This is a genomic window from Labilithrix luteola (assembly GCF_001263205.1).
Lineage (GTDB): Bacteria > Myxococcota_A > Polyangia > Polyangiales > Polyangiaceae > Labilithrix > Labilithrix luteola.
On sequence record NZ_CP012333.1, the window covers coordinates 600,320 to 626,024 of the forward strand.

20 protein-coding genes are annotated in these 25,705 nt (G+C 64.8%); 8 read left to right on the forward strand and 12 right to left on the reverse strand.

Annotated elements, in window-relative coordinates; genetic code table 11:
* Positions 1 to 79 precede the first annotated feature (79 nt).
* Together AKJ09_RS02800 and AKJ09_RS02805 are read right to left on the reverse strand one after the other, a co-directional pair.
* Positions 80 to 1,105, reverse strand: coding sequence for a hypothetical protein (locus AKJ09_RS02800; protein ID WP_146645633.1), 1,026 nt, complete (start codon positions 1,103 to 1,105; stop codon positions 80 to 82).
* 157 nt (positions 1,106 to 1,262) lie between these two features.
* Positions 1,263 to 1,703 (reverse strand): DUF4267 domain-containing protein, encoded by a 441-nt coding sequence (locus AKJ09_RS02805; protein WP_146645634.1) that lies wholly within the window; start codon positions 1,701 to 1,703, stop codon positions 1,263 to 1,265.
* Positions 1,704 to 1,821: 118 nt separating this feature from the next.
* On the opposite strand from AKJ09_RS02805, the gene AKJ09_RS02810 reads away from it, so the two are divergent.
* Positions 1,822 to 2,763, forward strand: a complete 942-nt coding sequence (locus AKJ09_RS02810) for an AraC family transcriptional regulator (RefSeq protein ID WP_146645635.1) — start codon at positions 1,822 to 1,824, stop codon at positions 2,761 to 2,763.
* Between the two features lie 108 nt (positions 2,764 to 2,871).
* Complete coding sequence (locus tag AKJ09_RS02815; protein WP_146645636.1) at positions 2,872 to 3,303, forward strand: hypothetical protein; 432 nt, start codon at positions 2,872 to 2,874, stop codon at positions 3,301 to 3,303.
* Between the two features lie 75 nt (positions 3,304 to 3,378).
* On the opposite strand, the gene AKJ09_RS02820 is transcribed toward AKJ09_RS02815, so the two are convergent.
* The gene (locus AKJ09_RS02820) at positions 3,379 to 4,035 is read right to left on the reverse strand and encodes an HAD family hydrolase (RefSeq protein ID WP_146645637.1); all 657 of its coding nucleotides are present in this window, start codon (positions 4,033 to 4,035) and stop codon (positions 3,379 to 3,381) included.
* 97 nt (positions 4,036 to 4,132) lie between these two features.
* Here AKJ09_RS02820 and AKJ09_RS02825 point away from each other — a divergent pair, with 97 nt between their 5' ends.
* On the forward strand, positions 4,133 to 4,492 hold the full coding sequence (locus tag AKJ09_RS02825) for a hypothetical protein (protein WP_146645638.1): 360 nt from the start codon (positions 4,133 to 4,135) through the stop codon (positions 4,490 to 4,492).
* Between the two features lie 48 nt (positions 4,493 to 4,540).
* On the opposite strand, the gene AKJ09_RS02830 is transcribed toward AKJ09_RS02825, so the two are convergent.
* Entirely contained in the window at positions 4,541 to 4,981 is a 441-nt protein-coding gene (locus AKJ09_RS02830; protein ID WP_146645639.1) for a hypothetical protein, read from the reverse strand.
* A gap of 404 nt (positions 4,982 to 5,385) precedes the next feature.
* Between AKJ09_RS02830 and AKJ09_RS02835 the strand changes: the two genes are divergently transcribed.
* On the forward strand, positions 5,386 to 6,255 hold the full coding sequence (locus tag AKJ09_RS02835; RefSeq protein WP_146645640.1) for a DUF2267 domain-containing protein: 870 nt from the start codon (positions 5,386 to 5,388) through the stop codon (positions 6,253 to 6,255).
* Here the strand turns inward: AKJ09_RS02835 and AKJ09_RS52615 are convergent.
* Together AKJ09_RS52615 and AKJ09_RS02840 are read right to left on the reverse strand one after the other, a co-directional pair.
* A complete protein-coding gene (locus AKJ09_RS52615; protein ID WP_169927201.1) occupies positions 6,252 to 6,425 on the reverse strand; it encodes a hypothetical protein in 174 nt (57 codons plus the stop codon). The genes AKJ09_RS02835 and AKJ09_RS52615 overlap by 4 nt on opposite strands.
* 68 nt (positions 6,426 to 6,493) lie before the next feature.
* Positions 6,494 to 7,093, reverse strand: a complete 600-nt coding sequence (locus AKJ09_RS02840; protein ID WP_146645641.1) for a TetR/AcrR family transcriptional regulator — start codon at positions 7,091 to 7,093, stop codon at positions 6,494 to 6,496.
* Positions 7,094 to 7,219: 126 nt separating this feature from the next.
* Here AKJ09_RS02840 and AKJ09_RS02845 point away from each other — a divergent pair, with 126 nt between their 5' ends.
* Positions 7,220 to 8,647, forward strand: a complete 1,428-nt coding sequence (locus AKJ09_RS02845) for an MFS transporter (protein ID WP_146655419.1) — start codon at positions 7,220 to 7,222, stop codon at positions 8,645 to 8,647.
* A gap of 17 nt (positions 8,648 to 8,664) precedes the next feature.
* Here AKJ09_RS02845 and AKJ09_RS54100 read toward each other — a convergent pair whose 3' ends face one another.
* Complete coding sequence (locus AKJ09_RS54100) at positions 8,665 to 9,960, reverse strand: VHL beta domain-containing protein (protein WP_240488925.1); 1,296 nt, start codon at positions 9,958 to 9,960, stop codon at positions 8,665 to 8,667.
* Positions 9,961 to 10,228: 268 nt separating this feature from the next.
* On the opposite strand from AKJ09_RS54100, the gene AKJ09_RS02855 reads away from it, so the two are divergent.
* The 3 genes from AKJ09_RS02855 (at position 10,229) to AKJ09_RS02865 (ending at position 14,077) form a co-directional block, all read left to right on the forward strand.
* Complete coding sequence (locus tag AKJ09_RS02855) at positions 10,229 to 11,668, forward strand: serine/threonine-protein kinase (protein ID WP_169927202.1); 1,440 nt, start codon at positions 10,229 to 10,231, stop codon at positions 11,666 to 11,668.
* Between the two features lie 85 nt (positions 11,669 to 11,753).
* Complete coding sequence (locus tag AKJ09_RS02860) at positions 11,754 to 12,644, forward strand: hypothetical protein (protein ID WP_205633578.1); 891 nt, start codon at positions 11,754 to 11,756, stop codon at positions 12,642 to 12,644.
* Positions 12,644 to 14,077, forward strand: a complete 1,434-nt coding sequence (locus tag AKJ09_RS02865; protein WP_146645644.1) for an RCC1 domain-containing protein — start codon at positions 12,644 to 12,646, stop codon at positions 14,075 to 14,077. The genes AKJ09_RS02860 and AKJ09_RS02865 overlap by 1 nt, the downstream gene beginning before the upstream one ends.
* A 21-nt stretch (positions 14,078 to 14,098) precedes the next feature.
* On the opposite strand, the gene AKJ09_RS02870 is transcribed toward AKJ09_RS02865, so the two are convergent.
* The 5 genes from AKJ09_RS02870 to rplL form a co-directional block, all read right to left on the reverse strand.
* A complete protein-coding gene (locus AKJ09_RS02870; RefSeq protein WP_146645645.1) occupies positions 14,099 to 15,250 on the reverse strand; it encodes a hypothetical protein in 1,152 nt (383 codons plus the stop codon).
* Between the two features lie 41 nt (positions 15,251 to 15,291).
* A complete protein-coding gene (locus AKJ09_RS02875) occupies positions 15,292 to 16,164 on the reverse strand; it encodes a hypothetical protein (RefSeq protein ID WP_146645646.1) in 873 nt (290 codons plus the stop codon).
* A 200-nt stretch (positions 16,165 to 16,364) separates the two neighbouring features.
* The gene (rpoC, locus tag AKJ09_RS02880; RefSeq protein WP_146645647.1) at positions 16,365 to 20,636 is read right to left on the reverse strand and encodes a DNA-directed RNA polymerase subunit beta'; all 4,272 of its coding nucleotides are present in this window, start codon (positions 20,634 to 20,636) and stop codon (positions 16,365 to 16,367) included.
* A gap of 140 nt (positions 20,637 to 20,776) precedes the next feature.
* The gene (rpoB, locus tag AKJ09_RS02885) at positions 20,777 to 24,910 is read right to left on the reverse strand and encodes a DNA-directed RNA polymerase subunit beta (protein ID WP_146645648.1); all 4,134 of its coding nucleotides are present in this window, start codon (positions 24,908 to 24,910) and stop codon (positions 20,777 to 20,779) included.
* 320 nt (positions 24,911 to 25,230) lie between these two features.
* The gene (gene rplL / locus AKJ09_RS02890) at positions 25,231 to 25,617 is read right to left on the reverse strand and encodes a 50S ribosomal protein L7/L12 (RefSeq protein WP_146645649.1); all 387 of its coding nucleotides are present in this window, start codon (positions 25,615 to 25,617) and stop codon (positions 25,231 to 25,233) included.
* Positions 25,618 to 25,705: the final 88 nt, after the last annotated feature.

Genomic DNA, 25,705 nt, shown 5'->3' on the forward strand with positions numbered 1-25,705 from the left:
CGTTACTCTAGGTCACTTTGCGCCCGTTACGCGGGTGCGTGTGACCGAGCGCGACCGTTGCGCCCGCCCCCACCTCCAGTCAGCGACAGTATTGCGACGGACTCGGGGGAAGGATCCGGAAGAACGGATGCGTACCGCTGATCGGGCCGAGCATCTTGTCGAACGACGCTTTGATGTTCGTCACGTAGTCGTAGCCGCCGGGATCGTTCGATTGCAGTGCGTCGATGCCGCCCTGATTGGAGATGACGCCGTGGCCGCCTTCGGCGCCGTCGAGATGGGAGAGGAGCCCCGTGATCAGGTTGCCCGCGGTTCCCTTCCCCTCGCAGTACTGCGAGGCGTAGGTCGCCGAGCCGCCTCCGTTGCCGGTCGCATTCATGTAGTAGTACCAAGCACCGAGCGCGATGTTGCAGCGCGGGCTCTTCATCAGCGACAGGTTCGCTTGGGGCCCCGTCACGGCCCAGAAGGTCGATTGCTGCTCGTCATCCACGTGACTCGCGAAGTCGGCCGGAAAGGTGCAACCGACGCAGGCGAGCTTCTCGGCCGATCCGTACGTTGCGTAATCGCGAACGGTCGAGCTGAACCGAATTTGCAGGAGACCCACGGTCGGATCGTTCGCCGGCGTACCGTGGATGTCGCGCGTGGCGTAGCCATCGATCACGTACGCGTTCGGATCGTAGCTCGACTCCTTCAGCATCGCCGACGCGAGATGAGCCCAACAGTGCTTCTTCTCGAAGCCGGTCGACGCAGGCGGCCCGAAGACCTGACACGTCTTGATGATCGTGTCGATGTACTCGTCCTTCGTCGCCCCCGTCGGATTCGAATAGGGAAGCGAATCGAAGAAGGCGGAGATCGTCTTCGACGCGTCGGGTTCGACCGACGCTCCGCTGCATGCGCCGAGATCGGGGCCCACCGGCCCGGCATCGACGTTCGTGCTCCCGTCAGGGCTCGTCGTGCCCCCGTCGGTGCTCGGCGTGCTGCGCGTTCCCGGCGTTGCCGCGGTGGTCTCGGCCGTCTCCGCGGAGCCCGCCCCACCGATGTGCCCCGTGCAAGCGACGAGAATGGTCTCTACGACAAGCGCCGTCGCCAAGAGGCCGGCACGATGCAAGGCGGACGACATTAAGCTGCGTGATCATGCGCGACTCAGCGCGAGAGGCAAGGTGAACGTGCAGCCAGGTCGTCGCCGCTGACGCCGTCTTCATCGGCGACGACGTCGGAGCAGCGGCAGGATGGCGGCGAGCGCCACGAGGGGCCCGAAATCCACGTCACGAGGCGTTCGCTTTGTCGCTCGGCTTGGTCTTGAGAAGCCAGATGCCGAGCAGCGTACACACCAGGGCGGTGCCCCAGTGAATCGACATGTGCGCCACGTCGAGGCCGTGGACGGAAAAGACTTCGTACCCGTCGACGACGGGGATCATCGAGCCGAGCACGAGAACGAGGCCGGTCCCGCGGCGATCACCGAGGAGCGCGAAGACGGCGAGGATGACGCCGGTGAAGAGGTCGCGAATGCCCTTGAGGTGCCCGTACGTCGAGGCGTGATCGATGGTCACCCCGAACGCCTCTCCGGCGACGGCGGGGATCACGAGAAAGCGGACCCCGATGAACATCAGAAGGGCGCCGCCGATCAGACTGACCACGAGCTCCGCCTTGGAGAACGTGCGGCGACGGGAAGAAGCAACCTGACCGAGCGAGAGTGCCTTGTTCATGACGAAGAAACTACGGCATGACGGTCATAGGGGCTGGATCCGCAAAGCTCTCGAATGGATCCAAAACGCTCAAACCACCCGACTTGGCGGGCATGTATCGAGCGTCTAAGCTCCAATCATGCACGCCGACGACCCGCTCACGCACCTCCTCGATCGCGCATCGCTCCACAGCGAACTCGTCTGCCGAACCGTCGGCCGTGGTCGCTGGGCGCTCGCCCTCGCGGCTCGGCCCGTGCTCGTTCTCCACCACGTGCTCGATGGGACGTGCGTGCTTCGCGCGAAAGACGTCGACCAACGCTTGCTCCCCGGCGACATCGCTCTGGTCGGACCGCACGTCGAGCACCGCCTCGATGCAGGCGACCCCACGATTCGGCCCGTCACCCTCGAGAGGTGGCTGGCGAACGCCAGGGTGGAAGACGGCGAACGCGTACTCGGAACGGGGCGCGACGAGGCGCGCGCTTTGTGCGGCCTCTTCTACTTCCAGCACGAGGAGCTCGCCTCGCTCGTCCGCGCGTTGCCGCCAGTGCTCTACGCGAGCGGGCGATCGATCGAACAGCGTCCGTCGTTCGACGCCACCCTCGTGAGGTTGCGCGAGGAGTCAACGATGCCAAAGCTCGGCTCGTCACTCATGCAACGGCGCTTGCTCGAAATGGTTCTCGTGGAGTTCGTCCGGCTCCTCGGTGACACGACCCCTGCGCGCCTCACGGCCCTGGAGAGCGCCGAAGACGACGTCGTGGCGCGTGCCATCGCTCGCATGAGCGAGGAGCTCGACGTGGAGTGGGACGTCGAAGCGCTGGCGAAGAGCGTGGGCGTCTCGCGTGCGACTCTGGCGCGCCGCTTTGCGCAGGTGACCGGGCTTCCGCCGATCCAGTTTCATGCCCGCATGCGTGCCGAGGAGGCCGAACGGCTCCTCAAGGAAACGGATCTGCCCACCACGCAGATCGCCGAGTCGCTCGGCTGGTCGAGCGTTCATGCGTTCCAGCGTGCTTTTCGGCGCCTCCGCAACACGACCCCGGCGTCGATCCGGAAGGGCCAATCCAGGTCGCCATCCACGGGCTGAAATTTTTCTTCGAGAATCGTCGTTACATACCCTCGCGCCTCGCGTCATCCGAGTGGCGGCAAAGCCGTACCGAAAATCCCCGAGCTTCGGGGGCACTTGGAGAATGCGATGTCCACGAAGATGGTTGTTCTGACGTTCTCGATCCTTGCACTTCTGACGGCATGCGGCAGCGACGGCGGCTCTTCCTCCGGCTCGACGGGAGGCGGCTCCGAACCGGACTCGAAGGGCGGCGGTTCGTCGCCCGGCGGCGGGAGCGGTGGTCACACGTCCAGCGGTGGTTCCCATTCCAGCTCGGGCGGCTCGAGCAGTTCGTCGGAGTCCGCGTCCTGCTGCCTTGGACACAGTTATTACTCTTGCCCGTCGTCGTCCGAGGCCGACAGCTGCTTTTCGAAGGGTGATCCGGGTAGCTGCAAGCGCCAGACGTCGGGCGACAAGAACTGCTGCTCCGACAGCGGCTTCTCGTGCAACCGTGGCTCGGACTGCTGCAGCGGGAAGTGCGTCGCGGATCCGGACGACGAAACGAGCACGATCTGCGAGTAGTCAGGTAGGTCGAGGCCGCTCCCCGACACCCGACGATCGACCGCGCTGACCGCGGCCGTTTGGCGGCGAGCCCGGTTACGACGGGCTCTCGTGGAGTCGGCGGAGCGCCTCGGTGGCCCTCGCCAGGTCGGGGACGGCGAGGGCCGACGCGAGGTCACCGGAGAGTCGTTCGGCAGGACCGAGGGCGATCGTCCGAAGGCCGGCGCCGAGCGCGGAGCGGATTCCCGCGACGCTGTCTTCGACGACGACGGCTTGGTGCGGCCGCAATCCAAGCTTGGAAAGGACGGCGCGGTAGAACGCCGGATCGGGCTTCCAGTGCCCGATCTCGTAGGCGGTGAAGACGTTCGCGTTCGGAAAATGGCGAAGGAGCCCGGTCACCGTCAGGCTGTGCTCGATCTTCTGGCGGGGGCCGCTCGAAGCCACGTAGAACGGCAGCGACAGCGAGGAGAGCATCGCGTCTGCCCCATCGATGGGCCGGAGCCGCTCGGTGAAGGCCAGCGCCGTTCGCGCGCGGAAAACCTCGACGAAGCCGGGCGGCAACGTGGTGCGGAAGCGGCGCTCGAGATCCGCGACACAGTCGGCCATCTTCAGGCCCACGTACGCGTCGAGGGCGTCGAGCACGCTCATCGTATGGCCGAGCTCGGCGAGGTACTCGACCAGAACCTGGTTGGTCAGGTGCTCGCTGTCCACGAGCGTGCCGTCGCAATCGAACAGAACGGCTTCGATCGACATCGCGGCCGGAGCCTACTCCTCGGGTAGCTGCCGGCCGACGAGAATCGGTCGAAGACGCACGGGCCCCAAGCCTTGCTCGACGGTAGACTTGGAATCGATGAACTGCGCTCTCCCGACGACGTGCAGCGCGTGCCAGTCGCGCCGATTCGTCTATGTACCGTCGTGGCGAACCTCGTACGGCGGCCGGCGGCCGGAATCTCACTCCGAGACGGAGCCGTTCTGGAGCAACCAGGCTGCGGCCGACAACCGGATGCTGATGGCCATGCCTGTCCCACCGGAGTCGGTCTGGCAACCTCCGCGGCAGTACAACGTGCCGCTCTCGCTCCGCATCTGCGCAAACTGTGGAGCCGCCCAGCCCTTCGTCGATCCCACCACGCTCCAAGCGCTGGTCGACGCCTCCGGCGGACAAGCGGTCTACGTCGACCACGACACGCCCACGGGACCGTACCGAACGTAGCGCGTCGCGAGCCCCGCGAGGATCTCGGGAGCGGCGTCGCGTGCCTGCTCAGCGCTCGTGCACGCCGATCTTCGAGAGCCGCTGTTTGACCTCCGCGACGTAGCGCGCCTGGGCGGCGTCGGCGGGGCGACGAACGTCACCGTTGTGGAGGACGTGACCGACGAGCTCGACGCCCCAAGCGTTCAGCGAGGGCTCGCGTACGAGCTCCGCACGATAGGGGTCGACCGTCATCATGACGTCTTTGTTCCCGTTACCAAAGGCGAACGAGGCCACCGCATCGAGGGCGTCGTGCGCGGGATTCGTGACGTCGGTGTCGAGCGGAGGCGGGTCCGCGGACGTCGACTCGTCGGCGACGACGCCGTAGAGCTCGATCTGGAAGCCGATCTTCTGTTGATGCCAGTGCGCGTCGGGTCCCCACTCCGGAGTCACCCGATAGTTGATGCGGTGTCGAGCGACCAGCTCGCGAATTTCATGCTCGCTTGTAGCCATGGCAGGCACAGCTCCTCTCTGGAGCGCCACCACGAGCCTGGCAAACGTCGTCGGGCTCCGGCGGAGTCGCGCTCCTTCCGAGGCTGAAGCAAGACCCGCGCTCGCCCAGCGCGAATCCGTCATGGGGAGAGGTCGGTACGGCACATGGAATGCACGCCGATCCGGCCATGCTTCTCGCGCCGAACGGCCCGCCGCGTGACTCGCAGCCCAAACCGCCGGAAGAGCCCTTGCCTGGGCCGCACGTTCCGCATGTGCCTCACCCCGTTCCGAATCCGAGCGAGCCCCCGTCGCCCAATGCACCTCAGCCCTACGCGCCGGAACCGGGGGCGCCAGCGCAGCCGATTCATCCCCCAATTCCAACGCAGCCCATCGGTCCGACGCGCGCGTCGTGACCACCCACGGTCATGCAATTCGAACGAAGCCAGGTCGATCCGGAGACCACGAACCGCGTCCGACGAACCGTCGCCGACAGCGCTCGCCTTCCCTCGGCGCTGACCGTCGAGTCGGCCCTCGGCGCCGTGATGTGCGCGCTCACCCAACGTCTGACGGCAGGAGGCGCCTTCGACGTGCTCGAGGCCGTGCCCCAAGCCATCGCTCCGATGTTCGAAGTGTGCGTCCTCCATCGTGAAGGAAAGCCTGTCGTCAAGGCGGACCGTGCGGAGTTCGTCGACGCCGTGGGTGAGCATCTGGGCGTCACCCCCGCGCACGCCGAGGTCATCTGTTCGGCTGTCTTCACGGCCGTTCGCAGCGAGCTGTCTGCGAACGCCGTCGCGGGCGTCGCCGCGCAGCTTCCCCATGGGTTGAAGGAGCTCTGGATCGGTCCGCCCGTTTCGGCCCCCGATCTCGACGTCGACGTTCCTCCCGAAGAGACGAAACGCGCCATCGAACGAGACCTCGCACGACGCGGTCATCTTCCGCCGAACGTGCATCCGTCCAAGGCCTTCGCATCCGTGTTGGGCCTGTTCACCAAGCGCCTGAGCGGCGGTGAAGCGCGTCACGTGCTCATCGGCTTGCCGCTCGTCGTCCGGCCGCTGGTCGAGTCGAGCACGACGCATCGGCAGGAGAATGCGTCGGTGTTCGGTCGTGAAGAGCTCTTTACCGAAGTCGGTCGTCACCTCGGTACCGACCGGGCAGCGACGGAGCACATCGTGCTCGAAGTGCTCCGTGCCGCGAAACGGGCGCTACCTCAACAAACCATCGCTGACGTCGAGGCGCAGCTACCGCCGGACCTTCGCGACCTCTGGCGGTCGGCGCTACCGCCCCACGAGGGCTAAACGCCGCCCGTTCGGGCCTCGAGACGCTCGATACGTTGGACGCGCCGGAAGAGCATCACGAGAGCGGCAATGTTCGCCGTTAGGAGCGCAAGCGGCACGAGCGGGAAGAACGGGAAAAACGGGATTCGCCGACGCGCAACGCGCACGACCTTGGGAGTGCTTCTCATCATGCGCGCGTTCGATGCAACGGGCGTGCGTGACGTCGAGCGAGCTCAGGTGCGCTCCCGTCCGTTGTCGTTCAGGCGACCGCGGCGTTCGAAAGTGTCTGCAAGGTGAGCTTGCAGAGCGCGTGCAGACGTTTCTTGGAAACCCCATCGCGCGCCTGCACCGAGAGTCCGTGCATGACGCTCGTCACGTAGTCGCCGAGCACCTGAGTGTCGGTGCCGGACTCGAGCTCACCATCGCGAACGGCTCGCTTCAACCGATCGGTGATGGCCGTCGTTTGGATTTTTCGGCGTTGGGACAGCCATTCCCGCACGGGATCGTTCTCGACAGCACAGCTCGTGGCCGCCGAGACGACCATGCAGCCATGCGGTCTGCCGGGACGCGTGTAGACGTCGACCGCATCGCGAAGGATTCGCTCGATGGCGCCTAGCGCCAAGGGTTCTTCCGCAAGCGCTCTCGCCACGAACGAGCCTTCCTCCGCTTCGTAGCGTTCCACGGCCTCGCGAAAGAGATCTTCCTTCGAACCAAACGCGGCATAGATGCGCGCCGAAGCAAGCCCGAGCGCCGACACGAGGTCGGCCATGGACGTGCCCTCGTAACCGCGCGTCCAAAAGGCTTCTTGCGCCTTCTTCAGCGCTTCGTCTCGGTCGAATTCTCTCGGTCGCCCCGCCATCGGGCCTCCATTGTTTGCCGATCAACAATTAATCCACTTGACCATGAAGTGCAAGGCGTCCATTTGTTTGTCGACCGACAAACAATGTCGCGTTGGGAGCTATTCATGGCATCGAATCAAGCTGGGATGCAGAGCGCGTTGGCGTCTTCTGCAGCCGAAGGAATCGCAACGAAGCGTGCGGCGGCAATGGTGCTTCTCGCCTTCGCACAGCTCATCATCGGCCTCGACATCAACATCGTCTTCGTCTCGCTTCCGAAGATCGGCGAGGGCCTCGGATTCTCGGGGCAGACGCTCCAATGGGTCGTCAGCGCCTATACGGTCTTCTGTGGCGGATTCTTGCTCTTCGGAGGTCGCGCTTCGGATCTCGTCGGCCAGCGGCGCATGTTCATCGGAGCGCTGTGGATCTATGCGGTCTCGTCGCTGCTGGGTGGCCTCGCGTGGCGCCCCGAGGTGATCATCGCGGCCCGCGCCGTCCAGGGCATCGGCGGCGCGTTCCTCTTCCCGGCCAACCTCTCACTCGTCAATCGACTCTTCGCGGAAGGACCCGAGCGCAACCGGGCGCTCGCGATCTGGGGCGGTGCGGGCGCCAGTGGCCTGACGATCGGTTCACTGGCGGGCGGCTTCTTGACGAGCGCCTTCGGCTGGCCGGCCGTGTTCATCGTGAACGTCGTGCTCGCCGGCATTGCCATCGTGGCGGCCTTTGCCGTCATCCCTCGCGACGCGACGCGGCCAGAGGGCAGGAGCTTCGATCTTCCCGGCGCGCTCACCGTCACTGCAGGTGCAACGCTGCTCGTCTATGCGCTCGTACAAGGCCCTGAAACCGGCTGGACCTCATCGAGCATCGTCTGGAGCATCGTTCTTTCGGTCGTGCTCCTCGGCGCATTCACGCTCATCGAAGCACGCAGCAAGGATCCGCTGATGCCGCTGCGGCTATTCCGCAATCGCAGCCTCGCGGCCGGGATGATGATCACGTTCCTGTATATGGGAACGTTCGGCGCGCTGCCTTACTTCCTCACCGTGCTCTTCCAGAACGTCCACGGCTTCACCGCATTCCGAACGGGCCTCGCGTTTCTCGTTCCGTCCATCGCGATCGCGATCGGTACGCAGACGGGCGAACGACTCGCGACCCGCTTCTCGACACGCGCGACGCTGATCGCCGGCATGCTCGCGGGCGCCATTGGCACGGCGCTGCTGGTCCCCGGAGCAACGGTGGAGAGCAGCTACCTATCCATCGTCCCGGGTCTCGTGGTGTCCGGAGTTGGCCAAGGCATCGTGTGGACCGGCATGTGGATCGCCGCCGCTTCCGGCGTTCACCATGACGAACAGGGTGTCGCTTCGGGCATGGCGTCGACGACGCTCAACGTCGGCAACGCGATTGGCCTCGCCATCCTCGTCGCGGTCGCCAATCGTCATGTCCTCGGCGACGACGGAGCGGCGTCGAAGAGCACGCTTGCCCAAGGAGCGCAGCTCGCGTTCTGGCTCGCCGCCGCAGGCATCCTCGCGAGCGTGCTGGTCGCTCTGGCGCTGCCGAAGAAGCCGGCCGCCTCCACCTGAGGTCCAAGGGCCCTTCCTCAGCGAATCTCCGCTCGGCCCGGCGTCGTCCCCGCAATCACGGCGCCGAGGCGGCGACCATCCTCCTTCGCGACGACCATCCAGACGTGCCCGGCAAACGTCGCTTGGGAATGCGCCTGGGCGGGAGAGATGTCCGCGTAGTGACGCGCGTGGCCGTCGAAGTCGATCCAGACGAGCTCGACGGCGTGCGAACGGCGATTGACGAACGAGACCGTCGTCGGTGGCGTGCGGTCTCGCGATGTCGCGAACGGCGCTGCCGCCGGCGACAACCATGTGAGGACGCTCGGCTGAGCGGAGGACTCTCCGGACCTCGTTGCGAACTCCGCGGGCCAAACGAAGCTGCCCGCCGACGCTCTGTCGAAGCCTACGAGGTGCGTGCTCTCCTCGAGGCTTCGTTTCGACGGCTTCGAGTAGCGCCAGGTGCCCTCGCCGAAGGTCTCTCTGAGAAGCCGTGCGATCGGCGCGTCGTACGCTTCGAGCTTTTCGCGCGTATCGATTGGGCCGTGCTCGCGGTCGTTCGCTCGATTGCAGTCGAACCACGACTGCGTGGCCTCGGCCCAGTATTCCTCGGGATTCGTCATCGCATACGTTCCGCTCCAAAGCCCCGTCGCCTTCGCCTGGTCGTACGCAGCGCGGAGTCGAGCATCGAACGTGGCGTCGACGACCGCCATGCCATGCTGGTGAATCGTATGCGCGAACTCGTGAACGAGAATGTTCTCCGCGACGTACGGATCCCCCGGAAGGTCGAGGAGGTTCTCTTCCCCGCAGCTCGTCGCAGGCCGTACGAGTATGGCGGCGAGCCCTCGCGCACGACGGTTCCAGAAGGCTGCTGGCTGCAAGTCCGAGTGCTCGGGGATGTCGACCGTCATCTCCGATTTCGACATCACGGCGAACCGAATGCGTCGTGACGCCAACGCCTGCAACACGTCAGGGCGATGCCCGATCATCTTGCCGATGAGAAACGCCGCCTCGCGGAGCGCGTAGGGAGAGACCTTGGCCGATGCGACGACCGGCAAGCCGCCCGCATCGACGTACTGGGTGTAGAACGGCGACAACCCGAACGTCCGAACGACGGCGTCAGGCGGGGGCGGCAATCGAACACCGCCGGGCGATGCCTTCTGCTGCACCCCCTCCGGCTTGGACGCCGACACGAAGGACGCGCCGGAAACGGCCGAAGAGCGCCCTGGAATGCAGTCGACGGTCGCCAGAGCGAGACATCCGAGCGCGACGACGAGCAAGACGCGCTCGCCACACACGCACGCCGCGCGCCTCCGACGGTCCTTCACGAGCCTCATCACCGCCAGCCCTCCCTCGACAGTCCGGTATAGCCCACCAACGACTCCGCGCACGGAGCCTGGCCGCGATTTTGCACGGCCGCCGTTCCCTCGGTGTCTCGACGCTCCTCGCCCAACGACCAAGTGCGACGGAGCCGCGAACCCCTCCGTACCGCGGCTCCGTCTCACCTCGTCCGAGCGTGGCGAGCTCTGGAAACGCTGGACTCCGAAGCACGAAGTTCTTCCCGCACCTGTTCCCATCCGAACATTCCGTGCAACATTCGTGGCCGTGGGCGACTGTCCGGACGAAGAAGCCTGGCTCGACTTTCTCGAGCTAGATCGCGAGAAGGGATCCGATCCTCGAGCTTTCGACGCGCACCTCGCGAGCTGTGCCGACTGCCGCGCGCTCATGGTCCTTCTCGTCGAGCAACGCTCCGAGGCCCCCAATCCGCCGAGCGCAGGCCCACGGTTGTCGACCGCGAATGCCGACGTCTCCGGCGCCATCGAAGGACTGCGTACGCTCGTCGACACCCACGAAGATCGTCGCATCGGAACGAAAGTGGCGGGCAAGTGGGAAATCGAGGCCCTGCTCGGCGCGGGTGGGATGGGCCGCGTCTATCGCGCGAGACATCACAACGGGCATCGCGTAGCCATCAAGTTCCTCCATGCGTCGCTCGCGGCGGGCAATCCGGGCGTCGTGCGGCGGTTTGCACGCGAGGGGTACGCAGCCAATCGCGTGGGGCATCCGGCCATCGTTCGGGTGCTCGACGACGGTGACGACGACGGTCCGTATTTGGTGATGGAGCTCCTCGAAGGAGCATCGTGTCGTTCGAAACTCGTCGAAACGGGGCCTTTCACGATCCCAGACGCACTCGATGTCATCGAGACCGCCGCCGATGCGCTGGCGGCCGCTCATCGTGCAGGGGTGATCCATCGCGACGTCAAACCGGACAACATTTTCATCACCACGAATGGCCAAGTCCGATTGCTTGATTTCGGATTGGCGTCGATGCGAAATGCGATTTCGGCCGAGTCCGCGACGGTCGACGGCGTGACCGTCGGCACCGTGGGATACATGCCGCCCGAGCAAGCGCGTGGCGACAATGCAGCCGTGACGGCTCGCTCCGACGTTTGGTCTCTCGCCGCCACGTGCGTTGCGCTCGTGACAAGTCGTCCGATTCACGACGGCAAAACGCCGGCCGAGCAGCTCGCCTTCGCCGTGACCAAGCCCGCGCCGCCGGTTCGGTCGTTGGGAGCGAAGCTCTCCGGCCAGGTCGCAAGCGTGCTCGATCGTGCGCTTTCGTTTGGCCCGGCAGATCGTCAAGCGGACGCCGCGGAGTTTCTCGCCGAGCTGAGACGCGCGCGCGCCCGCAGGCCGAAGCGACACCTCGCATTCGTCGCGACCGGACTCGCTGGCTTCCTCGTCGCGGCGAGCGCAGTAATCTTCTCGCGCCCCCACCGGGCCGTCGTCGAGCCATCGCCACATGCCGAAGCGGCGAGCGTGGAAGTCGAACCGCTCACGATTCCGCCGCCCGCGTCCGCGACGGAGCCAGTGCCCGCGCCCCCGGTGACCATGCCGTCGAACGTCGTCTCGGCCACGGCCCGTCCCGCGCGACCGAATGCTCCCACGCCGAAGAGCGTGCCCGTCCCGCCGACAACGACGGCATCGACGGCCGCTCCCATCACGACAGCTTCGAGTACGCGCGATCCTCTCTCGCCGCGATTCTAAAAACAGCCTCGACGTGAGATGATGGCGCCGCGCAATGCGCCGTTTGCTCGTGAGCTTCTCGACGCTTGTCGTTCTCGCTCTCGTCATGGCGCGAGCAGAAAACGCGCACGCGCAGGACGCCAGCACCGCGCCCGCCGCCGACGCGCTCTTCCAGAGCGGAAAAGCGGCCATGGAAAACCACGACTACGCAGCCGCGTGCGGCCGCTTCCGAGAGAGCTTTCGTCTTCAAGCCACCGTCGGAACGCTCCTCAACCTCGGAGCATGCGAGGAGAAGCGTGGCCATTTCGCCCTCGGGCTGCAATGCTTCCGAGACGCCCTCAGCATGCTCGGTGAAGGCGATTTCCGACGTTCCTACGCCGAAGAGCGTCTCGCTGTGCTGAAGGAGAAGGTCGCGTTCGTGCGCTTCACCTTCAGCGGCGATCCGCCGCGCGACCTGCGCCTCAGCCAAGATGGAGTCGAGCTCGGCACGTCGAGTCTCGGCATCGAATTCTCGCTCGATCCGGGCGAACATACGTTCACCGCGTCCGCGCGTGGATTCACCCCGTTTCGAACGACCCTCGTTGTCGCCGAACGAGAGCATCGCGAGATCGCGCTCCTGCTCTCGCTCTTGCCGAAGTCCGCCGAAGGGGCGCTGGGGGCTTCCCCCGCGAAGGAGCGAAGCAAGCTCGGTCCCTACGTGCTCATGGGCACTGGCGGTGCTGCGTTGGTGGCCGGCGCCATCTTCGGAGTCGTCGTAGCCACGTCCGCCTCGGAAGTTCGTGACCATTGCGACGGCACGACCTGCGACGACGACGGGCTCTCCGCCGCTCGTCGCGGCAAACCCTACGCGGTGATGAGCCCGGTTTTCCTCGGCGCCGGTGCAGCTCTGGTGGGAGCCGGCTTCGTGTGGCTCAAGCTCTCGCCGTCCACGCGCATCAAACCGGCCGTTTCGGCTTCCTCACCGAGCGCTGGAGCCTCGCTCTTGGTGCAATTCTGATGCGCCGGCTTGCTCTCCTCTGCCTGGCAGGAATCACGACCTTCGCCGCATTCGGCTGCGAGGGCCTCTTCGGCGTCGATTTCGACGGGCTCGGCCCCACCAAGGCGGTCTTCGAAACGGAGGCCGGCGTCGACGCGGCAGGCCCGGACAGCCCGGACAGCCCGTCGTGCTCGACGGAGGAGAAGTCGTGCAGCGGCACGTGCGTGCACCTCGACGCTATCGCGACTGGTTGCGGCGCCGATTCGTGCAGTCCCTGCCCAACGGCCGAAAACGGCATCCCTCGCTGCGAGTCGCGACAATGTACGACTGCCTGTGACGTCGGATATCGACGTTGCCGCTCCGGCTGCTGCGCTAGTCCCGAAAAGCCTGCCGCCGCCGGCACCACACATACCTGCGCGACTTCGAACTCCGGCGCTCTCTATTGCTGGGGTGCGAACGACCATGGGCAACTCGGCATTCGCAGCACCGACAATCGGCTGACGCCGGCATTCGTCAATCTCGAGGGTGGCACGCGCGAGCTCGCGCTCGGCATCGATTTCACCCTCGCGGCGATGACGAGCGGCGCGGTCCACGCGTGGGGAGCCAATACACTCGGCGCTTTCGGCAACGGAACCGACGGAGCGAACGATTACCGAGATACTCCATTCCCCATTCAAGCGCTCTCCGATATCGCGTACGTCGCCGCGAATGCATGGCATGGTTGCGCGATTTCACGCAGCGGCTTCGCTTCGTGCTGGGGATACAACGCGTCGGGCGTCGTCGGAAATGGCTCCGCCGCTCCGGAGATTCTCTTCCCTGCCGCCGTGGTGCAACCCGAGGCGTTCGTCTCTTTGTCCACGAACACCTCGCACGCGTGCGCCGTCGGCGTATCCGGAGCCCTCTACTGCTGGGGAAGCAATGCGTACGGCCAGCTTGGACTCGAAAACCTGACGAAGGTCGCCGTTCCAACCCTCGTCCCCAACCTCGTGTCTGCCGCGGACCTCGCCGCGGTGGCCTGCGGAAACGAGCATACGTGCGTGCTGACGCGAACAGGTGGAGTCCGATGCTGGGGATCCAACCGACTCGGCCAGCTCGGCATCGGCAATACCGAAGCGCGCGAGCACGCCGTCGACACGCTTGCCCCCTCGTCCGCGTCACGTCAAATCGTGGCCGGCGACGATTACACGTGCGTGGTTTCGTCCTCCGGCGCCGTCCAATGCTGGGGACTCGTCTACGGCACCGTTTCGCCACTTGGGGCCCCTCCCGACGGCGTCCTCAGGCCGAACAACGTCAATCTCGGGCCCGCCGCATTCCTCGCTGCGGGCGCCCATCATGTGTGCGCCCGCATGCTCGATAATCACCTTCGCTGTTGGGGCGCGAACAGCGCTGGACAAATCGGAGACGGCACGCGGACCGATCGCGCAGATCCGGTCGACGTGCCGTTTCCCAACTGAGCGAGCCTCGAGCGAGACGAATCACTTCAGAGGCGGCACGGGCACCGCGACGACGCGACCGATGACCCAGTTCGGGTCAGTCCCGGCCTTGAGCTTCGCGTAGTCGGGCGGCCCCGGGTTGCGCATGTAGCTGTCGAGCGCGGACTTCAGCGCGGTCATCGTCGCACGGAAATCGTCGAGCGTGGCGGCCGAGGCCTGCGTCCCGTTGAGGGCCGCTTTGACGGCAGCATTTTCGGCGCCGAACGTCACGACCGTCAGGAGCAGGCGTGCGTTGTTGTCGACGAGGAACTTCGAAACCTCGGCGCGCGTGTGCGGCGCAGGAGGATCGAACATCGCGAGTGGGAAGCCACCGACCAGGGCATCGAACTGCGCGCCTTTGCATTCGTCGTCGAAGAGAACGGTAACGAACCAACCCATCCCACGGTCGGGCTCGATCGCCTGGACATAATAGTCCGTGTCCGAAGCGAACGATCCGCGCACCGGGCTTTGAAGTCGCCAGGCCTTATCGGTGAAAGAGCCAGCGCGACCGGTCACGCGATACGTTTTCCAGGACAGGTCGTTGAGAGAGCTACGCAAATCGTACACCGCATTCAGCGTGTCGCTCCAACCGAGGGTCTTCTGATAAGTGAGGCCAACGTCGGTTTTCGGCATCGCGTTGTTGGCAAAGTTCGCTCGGCTCAGATCCTTCATCTCGCCAAACGCGCCGCCACCGCTGATGCCGGACGACGAGGTGCCGATGTCCTGCGCCTCCGTGCCGGTGACGATGACGTCGTTCGAGTTCCAGGCTATTGGCTCCTTCACCAAGCTCTTCACGCCGAGCGCCACCGCATACTTCGACGGGAACGTGTGAATCCGCCAATCGAGGAGCGGGACGGCAGTCGGATCACCCTTGGAACCGCCGCAGACCGTAATCACTTCGCCGGCGTCGCGCCCGCTGTCGATGGTGCCGCCATCGCTACCGACCACGGATCCTGCGTCCCCCAGGACCTCGCCCGGATCTTCGCTATCGGGCGGGGCCTCCTCGGTCGTGCCGGCGTCGTTCTTCGAGGCGGTCGCCTCCGCTTCCGGATCACTCGAACAGTGAACGGCCGCCGCCACCACGCCCGAGAGGGCGATCATCGCCAGGATTTGCCGGGAAAAACCATTGGCCCCAAGGCCCAAGCGCATCTTCATGCCCTCTAGACACGCATGGTGACCGGACCGTGCGAAGAAATCTAACCGTCCGTCGAAAAGCGCGAAAGGACGCCTCGAACGATGCTCGAGAGCTCCGACTTGCGGATACCTGGATCGCCCGCGATCTCCTCTTCCAGAGCCGTCCTCAGGTGGTCGACGGCAGCCGCGATCCAACGCGAAGCCGTCGTGCGATGCACGTTGTAGATTTTCCCGATGTATTCGGCCGGAGTGCCGTCGACGAGAGCGAACCAGAGGAGCGCTCGTTCGCGCTCCTCGAGACGGTCCATCGCGCGCTTGAGCGCCGCGCGAATGGGGCCGCCGAACGTCGCCTTCATGAGAAGAGCCTCGGGCGTCATGAGGTCGGGCTGCACGGCAAAGAACGCCTCTTCGAACGGCAACTCGCGCGCTCGACCGCGAACCATGTTCAAAGCGTGCCTGCTCGCGGCGACGGTCATCCAGCGTGCGAGCGAACTTCGACCGTTGAATTCGAGAATTCGTGCCGGTGCATTCGGCCGCGGGGCCAGCAAATGAACGCGTAGCTCCTGGAGCAGCTCGTCCTGCGCGAGCCCGGTGGCCACCGACGCGTGAGCGCGACGTGCCGCAGGCTCGAGCACCGTATCGACAAGCTTCTCCGCTCCCGGAACACGCGCGTCGTACGCAAAAACGAGGAAGAGGTCGGCGACGTTGCGCTGCGCAAGCTCCGCGAGGATCTCGGCCCCCGTCAACGTCCCGGAGACCTTCTTCGCGAGAAACGCAGCGAATGCGCCTGTTCCGTCGACGTTCAACTCCGGGCGAGCAGCACGGGCGAGCCTCAGGAGCTCTCGAAACGCGCCCTCTTCCCCCATGTCGAACGCCGGCCGCGTGGCGATGGGCCATTCCGTAAGGAAGGACGCAAGCTCATCGGAGTCAGGCACCGACCTCCGTGTAGCTCTCCCGCGTTGGGAGTCAATGAGGCCGCCCGAACACGCCTCCATCGGCATCGACGTACGTACGCCTGCGAGGGGCATCGGCCTGCGCAGACGAGCGACAAAAGCGAAAGAGCCGCGAGCCCCTCTCGGGACCGCGGCTCCTTCTCACCTAGCGAAGGCTCTCAGAGAGAGCCCATCGCTCAGTCTCACTCCTCGTTGACCGCGCTGAGCGAGGCCGGGGCGGCCGGGACGGCGGCGGGCGGAGCCGACGGCGCGTAGCGCGACTCGTCGACGATGCCCTCGCCCTCGACCACGAGGTTGAGGTTCTTGTAGGCGGCGAGACCCGTTCCGGCCGGGATGAGACGTCCCATGATGACGTTCTCCTTGAGGCCGCGGAGCGTGTCCGTCTTGCCGTTGATCGCTGCTTCCGTGAGGACCTTGGTGGTCTCCTGGAACGAAGAAGCGGAGATGAACGACTCGGTCGAGAGCGACGCCTTCGTGATGCCGAGGAGGAGCGGCTCTGCGATGCCCGGCTTGCCGCCGCGCTCGATGACCCGCTGGTTCTCCTTCTCGAACACGTGCTTCTCGACGTTCTCGTCGACCAGGAAGTTGGTGTCGCCAACATCCTTGATTCGAACGCGACGGAGCATCTGGCGAACGATGACTTCGATGTGCTTGTCGTTGATGGCAACGCCCTGCAGGCGGTAAACCTGCTGGATTTCGTTGACGAGGTACGCCGCGAGCTCCTTCTCGCCCTTGACGCGAAGGATGTCGTGCGGGTTCGCCGGCCCGTCCTGGAGGGGCTCGCCCGCGCGAACGCGGTCGCCCGGCTGGACGTGGATGTGCTTGCCCTTCGGGATCAGGTACTCGCGGGCCTGGTCGGTCAGCGGCGCGCCGTCGTGACCGAACGGCGTGATGATGACCTTGCGCTTGCCCTTGGTGTCCTTGCCGAACGAAACCTCGCCGTCGATCTCGGCGATGATGGCGTGGTCCTTCGGCTTGCGGGCCTCGAAGAGCTCGGCGACGCGGGGAAGACCACCGGTGATGTCCTGGGTCTTCGTGGTTTCGCGCGGGATCTTCGCGATGATTTCGCCCGGCTCGAGCAGGTCGCCGTCCTGGACGACGATGTTCGCGCCGACCGGGAGGAGGTAACGAGCGTCGAGGGTCGAGCCCGGGAGCTTGAGCGTGTCGCCCGTGTCCGGGTGCTTGAGCGAGATGCGCGGGCGGAGGTCCGCGGCGCGCGACTCGACGACGACCTTGCGCGAGAGGCCGGTGACCTCGTCGAGCTTCTCGATCATCGTGACGCCTTCGACGATGTCGCCGAACTTCGCGATACCGCCGACCTCGGTGAGGATGACGTTCGCGAACGCGTCCCACTCGGCCAGGAGGTCGCCCGCCTTGATCTTGTCGCCCTCGTTGGTCTTGAGGACGGCGCCGTAGACGAGGCGGTGGTGCTCACGCTCGCGACCGGTATCGTCGACGATCACGAGCTCGCCGTGGCGGTTCATGACCGTGATGCTGCCGTCGCGACGCTTCGCGAGGTTCGCGCCGCGGATGCGGACGAAGCCTTCGGTGCGCGCCTCGATCGAGCTCTGCTCGATCTTGCCACGCGCCGCCGCACCACCGATGTGGAAGGTGCGCATCGTGAGCTGCGTACCCGGCTCACCGATCGACTGGCTCGCGATGATGCCGATCGATTCACCGATGTTGACCTTGTAACCGCGCGCGAGGTCGCGGCCGTAGCACTTGGCGCAAACGCCGCGGCGGGTCTGGCAGGTGAGCACGGAGCGGATGACGACCTCTTCGATGCCGGCCTCTTCGATGGCCGACACGAGCGCTTCGTCGAGCTCGGTGTTGTGCGGAACGACGACTTCGCCCGTGAGCGGGTCGACGATGTCTTCGAGCGCCACGCGGCCGAGGATGCGGTCGCCGAGGGGCTGGATGACTTCGCCGGCGTCTTCGAGCTTCGTGACGCGGATGCCGTCGAGCGTGCCGCAGTCGAACTGCGCGATGACCGCGTCCTGCGCGACGTCGACGAGACGACGCGTGAGGTAACCGGAGTTCGCGGTCTTGAGCGCGGTGTCGGCGAGGCCCTTACGAGCGCCGTGCGTCGAGGTGAAGTACTCGAGAACGCTGAGACCCTCGCGGAAGTTCGCGGTGATCGGCGTTTCGATGATTTCACCGGACGGACGGGCCATGAGGCCACGCATCGCGGCGAGCTGGCGAATCTGCTGCGTGCTACCGCGCGCACCAGAGTCGGCCATGACGTAGATCGGGTTGAAGCTCGGCTCGATCTGCTCTTTGTTCGTGACCGGATCGACGACGGCTTCCTTGCCGATGACGAGCATCATTTCGCTCGTGACCTTGTCGGCGACGTCGGCCCAGATATCGACGATCTTGTTGTAGCGCTCGCCGTCGGTGATCAGACCTTCCTGGTACTGATCGACGACGCGCTGCACTTCGTCGCGGGCCGCTCCGAGGAGGACTTCCTTCGCCTTCGGAATGACCATGTGGTCGACGCAGATCGACATGCCGGCCCGCGTGCCGTACTCGTAACCGAGCGAGCGGAGGCGGTCCGCAAGAAGGACGGTCGCCTTGTTGCGGTGCTTGCGGTAGCAGGCGTCGATGAGGGTCGAGAGAGCCTTCTTGTCGAGCGTCTTGTTGACGAGCTCGAACGGGATGCCCTCGGGGATGATCTCCGAGATGATGCAGCGGCCGACCGTCGTGTTGACGATCATGCGCTTGCCGCTCTCGGGGTCGATCACGCGGACGCGGATGCCCGTGTGGATCGTGACTTCCTCGTTGTCGAAGGCCATGCGGACTTCTTCAGGCGAGGAGTAGACACCCTTGACGTAGCCGCCTTCGATCTTGCCGTCCTTCGACACCTCGAGGGTGCCTTCACGGTAGTAGCCGCGCGCGAACTTGCGCTCGCGGGTGGCGTAGTAGAGACCGAGGACGATGTCCTGCGTCGGGTTGATGATCGGCTTGCCGTTCGCCGGCGAGAGGATGTTGTTCGTGCTCATCATGAGCACGCGCGCTTCCATCTGCGCTTCCACGCTCAGCGGAACGTGAACGGCCATCTGGTCGCCGTCGAAGTCGGCGTTGAACGCCGCGCAAACCAGCGGGTGAAGCTGGATCGCCTTGCCTTCGATGAGGACCGGCTCGAACGCCTGGATGCCGAGGCGGTGGAGCGTGGGCGCGCGGTTCAGGAGAACCGGGTGCTCGCTAACCACTTCTTCGAGAATATCGAAGACCTCGGGGCGCTCCTTCTCCACCATCTTCTTCGCAGATTTGATGGTGTTGACGTAGCCGCGCTCTTCGAGCTTGTTGTAGATGAACGGCTTGAAGAGCTCGAGCGCCATCTTGGTCGGGAGACCGCACTGATGCAGCTTGAGCGACGGGCCGACGACGATGACCGAACGGCCCGAGTAGTCGACGCGCTTGCCGAGGAGGTTCTGGCGGAAGCGGCCCTGCTTGCCCTTCAGCATGTCGCTGAGGGACTTGAGCGGGCGCTTGTTCGGACCGGTGATGGTCTTGCCGCGACGGCCGTTGTCGAACAGCGCGTCGACCGCTTCCTGCAGCATGCGGCGCTCGTTCCGGATGATGATCTCCGGAGCGTTGAGCTCGAGCAGGCGCTTGAGGCGGTTGTTGCGGTTGATGACGCGGCGGTAGAGGTCGTTGAGGTCCGACGTGGCGAAGCGGCCGCCGTCGAGCGGAACGAGCGGACGGAGATCCGGCGGAAGGACCGGGATGACCGTGAGCATCATCCACTCGGGGCGGTTGCCGCTCTCGCGGAACGCCTCGCAAACCTTCAGGCGCTTGACGACCTTCTTGCGCTTGGCCTCGCTGGTGGCCGTGCGCATGTCCTGACGGAGCGTCTCGCACATCTGGTGGATGTCGACGCCCTTGAGCATGTCGAGGATCGCTTCGCCGCCCATGCCGGCGGTGAACTTGTCGTCGCCGTACTCGTCGACGAGCTGCATGTAGCGCTCTTCGCTGAGCAACTCACCGCGGGAGAGCGGGGTCTCCTTCGGGTCGATGACGATGTACGCCTCGCAGTAGAGAACCTTCTCGAGGTCCTTCAGCGAGATGTCGAGCATGTTGCCGATGCGGCTCGGCAAGCTCTTGAGGAACCAGATGTGAGCAACCGGCGTGGCCAGGTTGATGTGGCCGAGACGCTCGCGGCGCACCTTGCTCTGGATGACTTCGACACCGCACTTTTCGCACACGATGCCACGGTGCTTCATGCGCTTGTACTTGCCGCAGTTGCACTCGTAGTCCTTCACCGGTCCGAAGATCTTCGCGCAGAAGAGTCCGTCGCGCTCCGGCTTGAACGTGCGGTAGTTGATGGTCTCGGGCTTCTTGACCTCACCGTGCGACCACTCGCGGATCTTTTCAGGAGATGCGAGCGAGATGCGGATCGCGCTGAACGAGAGCGGATCCTTGGGCTTCTCGAAGAAGCTGAAGATGTCGCGCATCGGGGTGCCTTTCTCTGAAATCTCGTAACGGGGAGAAACTCTAAGGGGCGTGCAAGAGGAAGGAGCGAGCCGAGCTACCCGGCGCCGAAGAAGGACCAGAGGTCATCTTCCTTCGGCGCTCGGAAAGCTCGGCGATGCGCTTACTCCTCCGCTGCCTGGTCGGCGGCGCGGACCTGTCCCGGCTCGAGGAGCTCGACGTTCAAGCAGAGCGCCTGAAGCTCCTTGATGAGGACGTTGAACGACTCCGGAAGACCCGGCTCAAGCGTGTACTCGCCCTTGACGATGGCTTCGTACATGCGGGTACGACCCATGACGTCGTCGCTCTTGACCGTGAGGAACTCCTGGAGCGCGTAGGCCGTTCCGTAGGCCTCCATCGCCCAGACTTCCATTTCGCCGAGGCGCTGGCCGCCGAACTGCGCCTTGCCACCGAGCGGCTGCTGGGTGACGAGCGAGTACGGACCGATCGAACGCGCGTGGATCTTGTCGTCGACGAGGTGGTGCAGCTTGAGGAAGTACATGACTCCCACCGTGACCTCCTGGTCGAACGCTTCACCGGTACGGCCGTCGAAGAGAACCGCCTGGCCGCTCGAGGGCAGGTTGGCGAGCGCGAGCGAGCTCTTGATCGCCTCTTCAGGTGCACCGTCGAAGACCGGCGACGCGTAGTGCACGCCCTTCTTCAACTTCTGCGCGACCTGACGAGCCTCTTCGCCCGTGAGCTTCGACACGATCTTCGAGACGTCCTTGTCGCCTTCGAAGACCTTGACGATGTGCTCCTTGAGCTGCGCGTCCGTCGCGTTGTGCTCGAGCATGCTGTTGAGCTGCCAGCCAAGCGACTGAGCGCCCCAACCGAGGTGAACCTCGAGGATCTGGCCGATGTTCATACGGCTAGGAACGCCGAGCGGGTTGAGGACGATGTCGACCGGACGGCCCTCCTGCGTGTAGGGCATGTCCTCTTCGGCCATGATGCGCGAGACGACGCCCTTGTTACCGTGGCGGCCTGCCATCTTGTCGCCGACCTGGAGCTTGCGCTTGATGGCGATGTAGACCTTCACCATCTTGATCACGCCCGGCGGAAGCTCGTCGCCCTTGGAGAGGCGATCGATCTTGTCGCGGAGCTGCTCCTCGCGGACGCTGATGATCTCTTCGAGCTCGCGCATCTTCCCGGCGATGTCGTCCGCGTCGACGACGGGGAGCTCGCTCCAGTACTTGTGCGGGATCTCGTCGAGAGCAGCCTCGTCGAGGACCTGACCCTTCTGGAGAAGGACCTTGCCCTTGTCGTCGACCAGCTTGCCCGTGGTCGTCTGACCGGCGAGCTTCTTCTTGAGGCCGCGGAAGAACGAGTCGCGGAGGATCTTGACCTCCTCGTCACGCTGCTTCTCGAGGCGGATGCGCTCGTGGTCCTCGATGTCCTTCGAACGCTCGTCCTTCTCCGTTCCCTTGCGGGCGAAGATGCGGGCGTTGATGACGATGCCGCCGACGCCCGGGGGGACGCGGAGCGAGCTGTCGCGGACGTCGCCGGCCTTCTCGCCGAAGATCGCGCGGAGCAGCTTCTCTTCGGGCGAGAGCTGGGTCTCCCCCTTCGGCGTGATCTTGCCGACGAGGATGTCGCCCGGCTTCACCTCGGCGCCGATGCGGACGATGCCGCTCTCGTCGAGGTCCTTGAGGGCCTCTTCGCCGACGTTCGGGATGTCGCGGGTGACTTCTTCCTTGCCGAGCTTCGTGTCGCGGGCGACGCACTCGAACTCCTCGATGTGGATCGAGGTGTAGACGTCATCCTTCGCGATGCGCTCGCTGACGAGGATCGAGTCTTCGAAGTTGTAGCCCTGCCACGGCATGAACGCGACCATCACGTTCTGACCGAGCGCGAGCTCGCCCATGTCGGTCGACGGGCCGTCCGCGAGGACGTCGCCAGCCTTCACGCGTTCACCGGCTCGGACGATCGGCTTCTGGTTGAAGCAGGTCGACTGGTTCGAGCGCTGGAACTTGTAGAGGTGGTAGATGTCCGGGATCTCGGCCTTGTCCGAGTCCGGGCGGATGACGATACGGTTCGCGTCGACGCTCTCGATGAAGCCGTCGCGGCGCGCGAGGACGCACACGCCGGAGTCACGCGCGAGCTTGCCTTCCATGCCGGTGCCGACGAGCGGCGCCCAGCTACGGATGAGCGGAACGGCCTGACGCTGCATGTTCGCGCCCATGAGTGCGCGGTTCGCGTCGTCGTGCTCGAGGAACGGAACGAGGGCCGCAGCGACGGACACCATCTGATTCGGCGCGACGTCCATGAGCTGGATCATGTCGGGCGCGACCATCTGGTAGTCACCGTTGAGACGGGCGGACACGAGGCTGTCCTTGAACTTGCCCTTCTCGTCGACGCCGACCGAGGCCTGGGCGATGTACTTCGCCTCTTCCTCGAGCGCCGAGTACCACTGCACGTCCTGCGTGACGCTGCCTTCGCCGGCGCGGCGGTACGGCGTCTCGACGAAGCCGTACTCGTTGACGCGGGCGAACGTCGAGAGCGACGCGATGAGGCCGATGTTCGGACCTTCCGGCGTCTCGATCGGGCAGATACGACCGTAGTGGGTCGGGTGAACGTCGCGGACTTCGAAGCCCGCGCGCTCACGCGTGAGACCGCCAGGTCCGAGCGCCGAGAGACGACGCTTGTGCGTGACCTCGGAGAGCGGGTTGGTCTGGTCCATGAACTGCGAGAGCTGCGAGCTGCCGAAGTACTCCTTCACAACGGCGGAGACGGGCTTCGCGTTGATGAGGTCGTGCGGCATGAGCGTGTCGATCTCTTGCGACATGCTCATGCGCTCCTTGATGGCGCGCTCCATACGAACCAAACCGATGCGGTACTGGTTCTCCATGAGCTCGCCGACGGCGCGCACGCGACGGTTACCGAGGTGGTCGATGTCGTCGACCGAGCCGCGACCGTTCTTCAGCTCGATGAGGTGGCGGACGGTCTCCAGGATGTCCTGAGCCGTGAGCACCTGCGTATCGATCGGCGGGCGCTGCTCCTCGGGGACGTCGCGGTAGAACTTGTAGTTCAGCTTGAGGCGACCGACCTTCGAGAGGTCGTAGCGCTCGGGGTTGAAGAACAGGTTCTGGAAGAGCGTACGCGCGGTGTCGAGCGTCGGCGGATCACCGGGGCGGAGGCGCCGGTAGATCTCCATGATCGCGTCTTCCGTGGTCTTCACCTTCTCCGCGAGAAGCGTGTCGCGGAGGTAGCTGCCGACGTTGAGACCATCGATGAAGAGGATCTTGAACTCGTTGATGCCCGCTTCGCGGAGCTTCTCGAGCTTGTCCGCGGTGACCTCCTCGTTGACCTCGAGGATGACTTCACCGGTCTCCTTGTCGACGACGTCGTGAGCCGCGACCTTACCCGCGAGCTCCTCGGGATCGGCCGAGAGGCGATCGATCTTCGCCTCCTTCAGCTTCTTCATCGTCGCCTTCATGAACTTGGAGTTCTTCTTGACGATGACTTCGTTGCCGACCTTGATGTCGCGGGTCGCACGCTGACCAGCAAGAAGGTCGTACTCGACGGACTTCGAGTACTTGCCACCCTTCTCGATGTAGATGGTCTCGGTGTTGTAGAAGTAGTTGAGGAGGTCCTGCGTGCTGTAGCCGAGCGCGCGCAGGAGCACCGTCGCGTGCATCTTCCGGCGGCGGTCGATGCGGACGTAGATGATGTCCTTCGGGTCGAACTCGAAGTCGAGCCACGAGCCGCGGTACGGGATGACGCGAGCCGAGTAGAGGAGCTTGCCGCTCGAGTGGGTCTTGCCCTTGTCGTGGTCGAAGAAGACGCCCGGGCTTCGGTGGAGCTGGCTGACGACGACGCGCTCGGTACCGTTGATGATGAAGGTACCGGTCTCCGTCATGAGCGGGATCTCGCCGAAGTAGACCTCCTGCTCCTTGATGTCGCGGACGATACGCTCCCCGCCATCGCGGGTGTCGTAGATCATCAGCTGGGTCGTCACCTTGATCGGCGCGGCGAACGTCATGCCGCGCTGGCGGCACTCGTCCACGTCGTACTTCGGCTTCTCGAGGTTGTACGACACGAAGACGAGCTCGCTCGTCCCGTTGAAATCTTTGATCGGGAAGACGCTACGGAAGACCGCTTGCAGACCCGTCTCTTGCCGCTCGTTCTGCGGGACGTTGGACTGCAGGAACTTGTCGTACGAGGATTTCTGGATGTCGATGAGGTTGGGGACCTCGATGACACGTTGGATCCGTCCCAGGTTCTTACGGACGCGGAAGTTGGACTGGATAGCGGTCGCCATCGTTGCTCCTCTCGGGGACGCTCTCGGAACTACTACCGGGCTCTCGGCTAGCCGGTCTGTTCACGAAGCACACGAAGCCAATAAGCGAAGGGAAACTGAGAACTGCGAGGTGACTGAAGCGAGTGCGGAGTCGGGGGTGCGGAACTTAGCCGGTTTTTGTCTCCCGTGAAGGGCGACCGCACCGGATAAGCGCTGGTGTCAACGGATGTAAGCTGGCGAGCCCGACAAAGTTGGTACGAGAAATGCCGTATGGGGCGAGCGAAGGGATCTCTCCCTTCGCCGCCCCGCGGCGTCAATCAATCATTCGTAGCGGGTCGCACTTACTTGAGCTCGACCTTGGCGCCGGCCTCTTCGAGCTTCTTCTTGAAGTCGGCAGCGTCGGCCTTCGAAACGCCTTCCTTGAGATCCTTGGGCGCGCCCTCGACGAGGTCCTTCGCCTCCTTGAGGCCGAGGCCCGTGATCTCGCGGACGACCTTGATGACGTTGATCTTGTTCGCGCCGGCGTCCTTGAGGACGACCGTGAACTCCGTCTGCTCTTCAGCAGCGGCCGCGGGCGCACCGCCGCCGGCCGGCGCCGCGACGGCAACCGCCGCCGGAGCAGCCTTGACGCCCCACTTCTCTTCGAGCGTCTTGATGAGCTCAGCGATCTGGATGACCGGGAGGTTCGAGAGGTAATCGACGACCTGGTCCTTGCTGATGTCGGCCATTGTGAAATCTCCGTACGTAGTCGAAATTTTCGAAATCTTCAAATCGACGCGCCCACGCGAATTCGAGGGCGCGTGGCCCAGCTCCCGC

Coding starts and splice junctions, on each gene's coding strand:
- AKJ09_RS02805 (WP_146645634.1), bottom strand. CDS start 1,703: ATGAACAAGGCACTCTCGCTCGGTCAGGTTGCTTCTTCCCGTCGCCGC.
- AKJ09_RS02810 (WP_146645635.1), top strand. CDS start 1,822: ATGCACGCCGACGACCCGCTCACGCACCTCCTCGATCGCGCATCGCTC.
- AKJ09_RS02815 (WP_146645636.1), top strand. CDS start 2,872: ATGTCCACGAAGATGGTTGTTCTGACGTTCTCGATCCTTGCACTTCTG.
- AKJ09_RS02820 (WP_146645637.1), bottom strand. CDS start 4,035: ATGTCGATCGAAGCCGTTCTGTTCGATTGCGACGGCACGCTCGTGGAC.
- AKJ09_RS02825 (WP_146645638.1), top strand. CDS start 4,133: ATGAACTGCGCTCTCCCGACGACGTGCAGCGCGTGCCAGTCGCGCCGA.
- AKJ09_RS02830 (WP_146645639.1), bottom strand. CDS start 4,981: ATGGCTACAAGCGAGCATGAAATTCGCGAGCTGGTCGCTCGACACCGC.
- AKJ09_RS02835 (WP_146645640.1), top strand. CDS start 5,386: ATGCAATTCGAACGAAGCCAGGTCGATCCGGAGACCACGAACCGCGTC.
- AKJ09_RS52615 (WP_169927201.1), bottom strand. CDS start 6,425: ATGATGAGAAGCACTCCCAAGGTCGTGCGCGTTGCGCGTCGGCGAATC.
- AKJ09_RS02840 (WP_146645641.1), bottom strand. CDS start 7,093: ATGGCGGGGCGACCGAGAGAATTCGACCGAGACGAAGCGCTGAAGAAG.
- AKJ09_RS02845 (WP_146655419.1), top strand. CDS start 7,220: ATGCAGAGCGCGTTGGCGTCTTCTGCAGCCGAAGGAATCGCAACGAAG.
- AKJ09_RS54100 (WP_240488925.1), bottom strand. CDS start 9,960: ATGAGGCTCGTGAAGGACCGTCGGAGGCGCGCGGCGTGCGTGTGTGGC.
- AKJ09_RS02860 (WP_205633578.1), top strand. CDS start 11,754: ATGGCGCGAGCAGAAAACGCGCACGCGCAGGACGCCAGCACCGCGCCC.
- AKJ09_RS02865 (WP_146645644.1), top strand. CDS start 12,644: ATGCGCCGGCTTGCTCTCCTCTGCCTGGCAGGAATCACGACCTTCGCC.
- AKJ09_RS02870 (WP_146645645.1), bottom strand. CDS start 15,250: ATGAAGATGCGCTTGGGCCTTGGGGCCAATGGTTTTTCCCGGCAAATC.
- rpoC (WP_146645647.1), bottom strand. CDS start 20,636: ATGCGCGACATCTTCAGCTTCTTCGAGAAGCCCAAGGATCCGCTCTCG.
- rpoB (WP_146645648.1), bottom strand. CDS start 24,910: ATGGCGACCGCTATCCAGTCCAACTTCCGCGTCCGTAAGAACCTGGGA.
- rplL (WP_146645649.1), bottom strand. CDS start 25,617: ATGGCCGACATCAGCAAGGACCAGGTCGTCGATTACCTCTCGAACCTC.